The 7708-nt window shown below is 71.2% G+C and carries 8 protein-coding genes; 3 read left to right on the forward strand and 5 right to left on the reverse strand.

Features of this window, described 5'->3' with window-relative positions; translation table 11 throughout:
- Nucleotides 1–84 precede the first annotated feature (84 nt).
- The 3 genes from AB0L40_RS12185 to AB0L40_RS12195 form a co-directional block, all read right to left on the reverse strand.
- Nucleotides 85–1533: a 2-hydroxyacyl-CoA dehydratase family protein gene (locus AB0L40_RS12185; protein ID WP_364354198.1), complete on the reverse strand. Its 1449-nt coding sequence runs from the start codon at nucleotides 1531–1533 to the stop codon at nucleotides 85–87.
- Nucleotides 1530–2714, reverse strand: a complete 1185-nt coding sequence (locus AB0L40_RS12190; RefSeq protein ID WP_364354201.1) for a 2-hydroxyacyl-CoA dehydratase family protein — start codon at nucleotides 2712–2714, stop codon at nucleotides 1530–1532. The genes AB0L40_RS12185 and AB0L40_RS12190 overlap by 4 nt, the downstream gene beginning before the upstream one ends.
- A gap of 64 nt (nucleotides 2715–2778) precedes the next feature.
- Nucleotides 2779–3879 carry an NAD(P)-dependent alcohol dehydrogenase gene (locus AB0L40_RS12195; protein WP_364354204.1) on the reverse strand — a complete coding sequence of 367 codons (1101 nt, stop codon included), beginning with the start codon at nucleotides 3877–3879 and terminating at the stop codon, nucleotides 2779–2781.
- 105 nt (nucleotides 3880–3984) lie between these two features.
- On the opposite strand from AB0L40_RS12195, the gene AB0L40_RS12200 reads away from it, so the two are divergent.
- From AB0L40_RS12200 to AB0L40_RS12210, 3 genes are all read left to right on the forward strand, one after another.
- Complete coding sequence (locus AB0L40_RS12200; RefSeq protein WP_364354207.1) at nucleotides 3985–5448, forward strand: aldehyde dehydrogenase; 1464 nt, start codon at nucleotides 3985–3987, stop codon at nucleotides 5446–5448.
- Between the two features lie 136 nt (nucleotides 5449–5584).
- A complete protein-coding gene (locus AB0L40_RS12205) occupies nucleotides 5585–6382 on the forward strand; it encodes an SDR family oxidoreductase (protein ID WP_364354210.1) in 798 nt (265 codons plus the stop codon).
- 146 nt (nucleotides 6383–6528) lie between these two features.
- Entirely contained in the window at nucleotides 6529–6984 is a 456-nt protein-coding gene (locus AB0L40_RS12210) for a hypothetical protein (protein WP_364354213.1), read from the forward strand.
- A 112-nt stretch (nucleotides 6985–7096) separates the two neighbouring features.
- On the opposite strand, the gene AB0L40_RS12215 is transcribed toward AB0L40_RS12210, so the two are convergent.
- Entirely contained in the window at nucleotides 7097–7522 is a 426-nt protein-coding gene (locus tag AB0L40_RS12215) for a hypothetical protein (protein WP_364354216.1), read from the reverse strand.
- On the reverse strand, nucleotides 7519–7708 hold a 190-nt coding region (locus AB0L40_RS12220; protein ID WP_364354219.1), incomplete at its 5' end, for a hypothetical protein. The genes AB0L40_RS12215 and AB0L40_RS12220, both read right to left, overlap by 4 nt.

A 7708-nucleotide genomic window follows, 5' to 3' on the forward strand; every position in this document is an offset into this window, starting at 1 on the left:
GTCGTCGCTCGTCCCCCGCCGCGGACCGACCGACGAGACCCGGCTCCGGGTCCCGCCCGCGCTGTCGTCCGCGGCGGTCATCCCTCAGGCCCGCACGAGCCGGCGCGCGTCGATGCCCTCGAGCATCGCCTCGACCCGGCTGTTGACGAGCTCGTCCTTGTAGAAGGCGTCGTCGACCATGTCGCCCTCGAACGACGCGGTCGCGAGGCCCAGCCGCTTGGAGACGGCGTTGCCGATCATGAACTGCGGGTTGGAGAACGCCCGGCAGGTGCGCGCCGCGTGCAGCACGACCCCGTCGATCTCGTACTCCTCCGAGAGCTTGCAGATCTCGTCGATCATCAACGGGCCCGAGAGGTTGATCGGGCAGACGAGGTAGTTGATCGCCATCCCCCGCAGCGGGTCCTGGACGTCGATCACGTCGTGGATGTGCCAGAAGCCCATGTGGGTGTAGCGGCCCGCGACGATCGTGGCGTCGTAGCCCGCGAACTTGTTCGCCAACCAGCCGATCTTGTTCCAGTTCATGATGCCGTCCCAGAACAGGCGGTAGCGCTCGTTCGGGATCGAGCCGACGCCGTCCGTCACGCGCTGCTGGATCTCGGCCTTCACCTGCGTGAAGTAGTCGACGATCGGCGGGCCGCCGGGGACGAAGTTGACCGGGGCGATCGACGTCGTCCAGTCGAAGAAGCTGGCCGGGGAGGGGCGCGCGCTGCAGAGCTTCATCGCCTCCATGCGCAGCTGGCCGGCCTCCTTCGTGTAGCCCATGATCTCGTAGAGGCGGTCCCACGGGTACGGCTTGCCGGTGATCTCCTCGAGCCACGCGACGCAGGCCTCGAGCTGCTTGGTGAGGAAGGTCACGGCCTCCTCGAACTCCTCGCCGCCGAGGAACCGCGCGTCGGGCTTGTTGCCCCAGACCCACGGGATCGAGATGTTGAAGATCGGCACCTTCTTGCCGAAGAGCCGGTAGAGCATCTCGTCCCACTGCTGGCCGGTCGAGCAGTACGGGTACGCGCTGATGAAGAGGTCCGGCTCGGGGACGTTCTCGGCGAGCGTGCCGGCGCCCAGGGCGTCGGCGAACGACGCGCCCGACGCCTCCTTGCCGCGCTTCTGCGACAGCACGCCGCAGCCGATGTGCGTGCGCGCGTAGGAGCAGAGCTCGGCGCCGTAGCCGCGCTCCTCGGAGGCGTCCTGCGCGGGACCCTCGTTCTTGCGGGCCGCGAGCAGCGCCGACCAGGCCTCGCCGTGCACCCAGCGGATGTCCGCCGCCTGCATGATCGGGTTGATCGCGACGCCCTCGTACCAGCAGACGAGCTTGCCCTCCTCCTTGGCGTTGAAGACGTCGGTCCAGTAGTCGTTGACGAGCTTGTTGTTCAGCGCCGACGTCTGCAGGCGGTTGGCCTTCTTCAGCTCCGACGTCGGGAGGCCGGGGACCGCCTCGGCCAGGCCGGGGGTCGCCGACAGGGCGCCGGCGAGCGTGCCCGCGCCGGCGGCGCCGGCCCCGGACGGGGTGGTGTGATCGACGCGCAGGGTGCTCATGCGACGGCCTTTCCGGCGCGCTGGCGCCTGGCGATCTCGAGGAAGGTCTCGACGCGCGTGCGCATCGGCTCGAAGGTGCCCATCTCGTGCTCCGTCTCGAGCAGGAGGTGCGGCACGCCGCGGCGCTCGAACGCCTCCTTGATCTCGGGGTAGTAGTACATGTGCGGCTCGCAGAACTTCGCCATCAGGACGATCATCGCGTCGGCCCGGGCCCGCTCCATCTGGCCGAGGAGGTGCTCCTCCCAGTCGGCGTTCTGGTCCACGCGCGTGGGACAGGGGACCCGCAGGTTGCGCTCCTGGTACCAGTGCGCGAGGCCGTCCATCCCCTCGAGCTCCTCGCTGACGTCCGTCGAGATGTAGCGCTGGCCGTGGTAGAGGTCGTCGTCGACGACCACCCCGCCGCACTCCTCGATCAGGTCGAGCAGCTCGGGCTTCGGCGCCTGGCAGAAGTGGCCCGAGAGGTAGACCCGCACGCCGCCGGTGCGCGGGCCCTCGCCCGCCTCGACGTCGGCGACGAGCGTCTCCATCAGCGCGTTGTGCTCGTCCTTGTCCATCACCATCGACGACTTCACGACGTGCTGGAGCTGGCGGGCGGTGAGGTCGCAGAGGCCCTCGCGGCGCAGCTCGTAGATCCGCCGGATCAGCTGCCGGTTGTGGTTGAACGTGCGGACGGAGGCGGCGAGGTCGGCGTCGTCGATCGAACGGCCGACGAGCTCCTCCATCCCCTCCCGCGCCTGGACGAACGTCTCGCGCGCCCGCTCGAAGCTCCAGGGGTCGCTCATCGACGAGATCAGCTGGTAGAAGTGGACCTTCGCCTTCGGCAGCAGGCTGCGGACCGTGTCGGCGGCGCCCAGGACCTGGACGCAGTGGTCGCCGAACATGATCGCGTCGAGGACCCCGAACTCCTCCTTCACGGCCTGGTCGACCACGCTGCGGGTGTAGCCGCAGTAGAAGGGGTGGACCATCCCGTGACCCGCCGTGATCGGGTCCTCGCTCTCCTGGATGATCGTCGGGAGCGTGCCGGCGGCGTGCGCCAGCTCACCGGGGAAGTGCATCGGGAAGGAGCCGATGACCAGGCGCCCGGTCGCCTCCTTGTGTCGCTGTGCGTAGCCCAGCGGGTCGGAGGCGACCTGTTCGAACGCGGTGAGGGAGGGGTGCGTGTCGTCCATATCGTTCGACATCACCGTAGCCCGAGTTACCGCGAGTGTCAAACGTTACGGACGGCCGGAGGGGCGGACGGGCCGTTCAGGCGAGCAGCAGCACCGCCTTCGTCGCCGCCCCGGACTCCGCGTCGTCGCAGGCCTGGTTGATCTCGGCGAAGGGGTACGTCCGGATCAGCCGGTCGTAGGGGAAGCGGCCCTCGCGGTGCAGCGCGATCAGGCGGGGGATGAACTCCTGCGGGTCGGCGTCGCCCTCCGTCACGCCGACGATCCGGCGGCCGGACATCAGGAGCGTCGTCATGTCGACCGCCAGCTCCGTGCCGCCCGGCCCCATGCCGAGGATCGCGCAGGTCCCCAGCGGCGCCAGGCACTCGACGGCCTGCCGCGCGGCGGCGGGGACGGCGCTGGTGTCGACGGAGAAGCCCGCGCCGATCGCCGTGATCCGCTGGACCTCGGCGACCACGTCGTCGACGGCGGTCGCGTCGATCGCGTGCGTCGCGCCGAGCTCGAGCGCCTGCGCGAGCCGCTCGGGCTTCACGTCGACCGCGACGATCGTCGCGCAACCCTGGACCTTCGCGGCCATCACGGCCGCCAGCCCGACGGCCCCGACCCCGAAGACGGCGATGCTCGACCCCTCGGGCGGCTGCAGCACGTTGAGCACCGCGCCGGCCCCCGTCTGGATGCCGCAGCCCAGCGGCCCGACGATCGAGAGGTCGACGTCGTCGTCGAGCTTCACGACGTTGCGCTCCGTCGCCATCGCGTGGGTGGCGAACGACGACTGGCTGAAGAAGAAGCCGTGGACGTCGCCCTCGCCGTGCAGCGCGTTGGTGCCGTCGGGACGGCCGCCGCTGACGTTGCGGGCGGCGAGCTCGAAGCAGTACGCCGGGTGGCCGTCGGCGCAGGTCGGACAGCTGCCGCACGAGCCGAAGGTCATGACGACCCGGTCGCCGGGGACGACCGCGCTCACGCCCGCGCCGACGGACTCGACGACGCCGGCGCCCTCGTGGCCGAGCACGATGGGCAGCGGCACGGGCATCCACTGCTCGCGGATCGCGATGTCGGTGTGGCAGACGCCCACGGCGTGGACGGCGACCCGGACCTCGCCCGGGCCGGGATCGTCCAGCTCCAGCTGCTCGAGGACGAACGGCTGGCCCTGCTCGCGGGCGACGGCGGCGGTGATCTGCATAGCGGCAACCTAGATGTCACTCGACACGATCGGGAACTTTCTCCATATTGATGTCGAACGTTCTGTAGCGTCGGGCCGACCACCCACGCTCCAGGAGCCGCCCCGATGCCCGACACGACCACCCCTCTCCAGGAGCGCCACGCGCTCTACATCGGCGGCGCCTGGGCGGATCCCGCATCCGACGCCCGCATCGACGTGATCAGCGCGACGACCGAGGAGGTCGTCGCGTCGGTGCCCGAGGCCTCGGAGGCCGACGTCGACCGCGCCGTCGCCGCGGCCCGCGCGGCCCAGGACGGCGGCTGGGCGTCGAGCACGCCGGCCGAGCGCGCCGCCGTGCTGAACCGCTTCGCCGACGCCGTCGAGGCCCGAGCGGGCGCGATCACGACCGCGGTCAGCACGCAGAACGGCATGCCGATCACGCTCGCCGAGCAGTTCGAGTCCGGCTACGCGGTCGGCCTGATCCGCTACTACGCCGCGCTCGCCGGAGCCCAGGAGCTCGAGGAGCGCCGGCCCTCCCCCCTCGGGTTCGATTCCCTCGTGCGCCGCCAGCCGGTCGGCGTCGTCGCCGCGATCGTGCCGTGGAACTACCCCGTCACGCTGGCGATGACGAAGGTCGGCCCCGCGCTGGCCGCCGGCTGCTCCGTCGTCGTGAAGCCGTCGCCCGGCACCGTGCTGGACTCGTTCCTGATGGCCGACGCCGCGGCCGAGGCCGGGGTCCCCGCCGGCGTCCTGAACTGGGTCCCGGGCGGCCGCAAGCTCGGCGCGTACCTCGTGTCGCACCCCGGCGTCGACAAGGTCGCGTTCACCGGTTCGACCGCCGCCGGCAAGGCGATCGCCGTGGAGTGCGCCAAGCGCCTGCGGCCCGTGAGCCTCGAGCTCGGCGGCAAGTCCGCCGCGATCGTGCTCGACGACGCGGACCTGCCGAGCGTCGTCGAGGGCCTGCACTTCGCGTCGTTCGCCAACAACGGCCAGACGTGCGCGGCCTGCACGCGGATCCTCGCGCCGCGCAGCCGCTACGACGAGACGCTCCAGGCGCTCGAGGCGTTCGCCACCGGCCTGACCGTCGGCGACCCGCTCGACCGCGCCACCCAGGTCGGCCCGGTCGCGTCGCAGGAGCACCGCGCGCGCGTCGAGGGCTTCATCGCCCGCGGCACCGAGCGCGGCGGCCGCCTGATCGCCGGCGGCGGGCGCCCGGACGGCCTGGATCGCGGCTGGTTCGTCGAGCCGACGGTCTTCGCCGACGTCGACAACGGCGCGACGATCGCCCAGGAGGAGATCTTCGGGCCCGTCCTCGCGGTCATCCCCTACGACGACGACGCGGACGCCATCCGGATCGCCAACGACTCGCGCTATGGGCTCGGCGGCACCGTCTGGTCCAGCGACCCGGCGCGCGCGACGCAGGTCGCCCGCGGCGTGGAGACCGGCACGATCGGCGTCAACGGCTACGTCATCGACCTGAACGCCCCGTTCGGCGGCGTCAAGGACAGCGGCCTGGGCCGCGAGTTCGGCCCCGAGGCGCTCGCCGGCTACCAGCAGCTGCAGTCGATCTACCTGCCCGCGGGCGACTGAGCGGCGCGGGCCGCCTGGCGACCGACGCGACCGGGCGTCGGCGTCCGGCCCGGCCGGCCCCGACCCGGGACCGGCCGCCGGCCGCCCCGCCGACCCGGTCGGCACCCACCAATCACCACCGAGGACCATCCGACGCATGAGCACCACCCCGATCCCGCCCGCCAAGTCCTACGCCGAGTCCGGGGTGGTGATCGCCGGCGGCACGTCGGGGATCGGCCTCGCGTCGGCGCACGACTTCGCGGCGGCCGGCGTCCCGCGGATCGCCCTCCTGGCCCGGACCGAGGCGCGCGGGATCGCCGCCGCCGAGGCCGTGACCGCGGCACACCCGGGCACCGAGGTGACGTTCGTGCGGGTCGACGCGATGGACCCGGTCGACACCGAGCGGGCGATCGCCGAGGCGCACGCCGCGGTCGGAACGATCGACGTCCTCGTCAGCTCGGTGACGTCCGTGTACAAGCCCGACCTGCTGCACCGCACGGCGATCGAGGACGTCGCGGCGATCCTGAACGCGCAGGCGCTCCCGCCGCTGCACCTGACCCGCGCGGCGCTGCCGATCATGCGCGGGCAGCGCGGCGGCAGCATCATCAACATCGCCTCCGACGCCGCCAAGACCGCCACGCCGGGCGAGTCCGTCCTCGGCGCCGCGATGGCCGCGATCGTCATGTTCACGCGGACCGTCGCGATCGAGGGCAAGCGCGACGGCATCCGCGCCAACGCCGTCACCCCGTCGCTGGTGGCCGGCACGCCGACGGCGGAGATGGTGCTGAAGGACGGCTTCAGCGCGAAGCTCTTCGAGAAGGCCGCCGCCATGGCGAGCCTCGGCGTGGCGGAGCCCGAGGACCTCGCCGCCCTGATCGTCTTCCTCGGCGGCCCGGGCGCGTCGCGGCTGACCGGGCAGGCGATCAGCGTCAACGGCGGGATCTCGGCGGCGTAGGTCCGGGGACGCGGGCAGGCGTGCCGATCGGGTCGATCGGTACGCCGGTCAGGGGCGAAGGGCGCCGGCGGGCGTGTCCGCGACGCCCCGCCACGGAACGCCGTCAACCGGCGGACGGCGTCCATCGGCGCGGCTAGGGTCGGACGATGTCCCCCGCATCAGTTCGCTCCCTCGTCCTCCCGCTCGCGTTGGCAGGCCTCGCCGCGCTCCCCTGTACCGCGCTGGCGGCATCCGACCCGGACGGGAAGTACCGGGGCGCCCTGACGGCCGACAACGTGGTCGACGGCGGCCCGGTGAACTTCGACGTGGCGTCCAACGGCACGCGCATCAAGCGCTGGCGGGTGACGATGAACGTCACCTGCGCGTCCTACCCCGTCAAGGTCGAGCTCATCACCCAGACCATGCCGACGATGAAGGTCGCCAGGAACGGCACCTTCCGCAGCGTCTTCACCGGTCCGGTGCAGAAGATCGACGACGTCCGGATCGTGGTCAGCGGCCGCCTCAAGGGCCGCCGCGTCACCCAGGGCAGGATCTCCTACGACGTGGGCTTCCGCAGCGGTCGCTGCACGCGGACGGCGGCGTGGACGGCGAAGGTGCGCTGATGGTCCGAGCGATGGCCGCTACGCCGACACCCTGAGCCCCGGCTAGTCACGATACGCGGCCAGCGCGTGCTCGAGCCTGAACACTGCGGGGTCGGCCTCACGTGTGACACCGTCACACAGTTAGAAACCAGAGTTCGTCGGGCGAGAATCGGTCGGGCGATAGTCCGCCGCCGTCAGCCAACGAGAGTGCCCAGATCTGAGGGAACGCGCTGCGCAAGACTTCAACGTTGGCGCTCAACGCTGCGGTATCCATCTCGCCCACCGTCAGTACTACGAACTCGTCGGTGGTACTCAAGGCCGGTTTGGGCAGCGAATCACTGACTATGAGCAGTGGGATCTGAGCCGAGATCAGCGCAACGACCGTGGGGCCATCCAGGAGCCGCGCCCAGTCCTCGCCCGCGTCGTCATCCCAGTCAATGGTGAGTCGCGAATCCGACGCGGCAGCGAGACGACGCGTGGCCGCGTGGACGGAGTCGACCGTCCAACTCGCAGCGAGCGTTGTGGCGCGTGCCAGCGCCTCGGTGATGTCTTGGGTCATCGTCGCGGCGCTCTGCCCGGAGAGCCGTGCACGTAGCCGCTGTCTTTCCGATACACGTTGATCCAATTGGTCGGCTCTCCGGACCGGCCGAGGTCAAGTCGGTAGAAGTGGTGTAGCTCGGTGATGAGCGCGGGGCCGCCCGAAGGGCGGGCCACCGCGATGATCATCGAGACCGTGGGTCTTCTT

Source organism: Patulibacter sp. NPDC049589, from assembly GCF_040675535.1.
In the GTDB taxonomy this organism is placed as follows: Bacteria; Actinomycetota; Thermoleophilia; order Solirubrobacterales; family Solirubrobacteraceae; genus Patulibacter.

Excerpts from the sequence above, each read along its gene's own strand:
- AB0L40_RS12190 (WP_364354201.1), bottom strand. The coding sequence starts at position 2,714 with ATGTCGAACGATATGGACGACACGCACCCCTCCCTCACCGCGTTCGAA.
- AB0L40_RS12205 (WP_364354210.1), top strand. The coding sequence starts at position 5,585 with ATGAGCACCACCCCGATCCCGCCCGCCAAGTCCTACGCCGAGTCCGGG.
- AB0L40_RS12215 (WP_364354216.1), bottom strand. The coding sequence starts at position 7,522 with ATGACCCAAGACATCACCGAGGCGCTGGCACGCGCCACAACGCTCGCT.
- AB0L40_RS12195 (WP_364354204.1), bottom strand. The coding sequence starts at position 3,879 with ATGCAGATCACCGCCGCCGTCGCCCGCGAGCAGGGCCAGCCGTTCGTC.
- AB0L40_RS12200 (WP_364354207.1), top strand. The coding sequence starts at position 3,985 with ATGCCCGACACGACCACCCCTCTCCAGGAGCGCCACGCGCTCTACATC.
- AB0L40_RS12210 (WP_364354213.1), top strand. The coding sequence starts at position 6,529 with ATGTCCCCCGCATCAGTTCGCTCCCTCGTCCTCCCGCTCGCGTTGGCA.
- AB0L40_RS12185 (WP_364354198.1), bottom strand. The coding sequence starts at position 1,533 with ATGAGCACCCTGCGCGTCGATCACACCACCCCGTCCGGGGCCGGCGCC.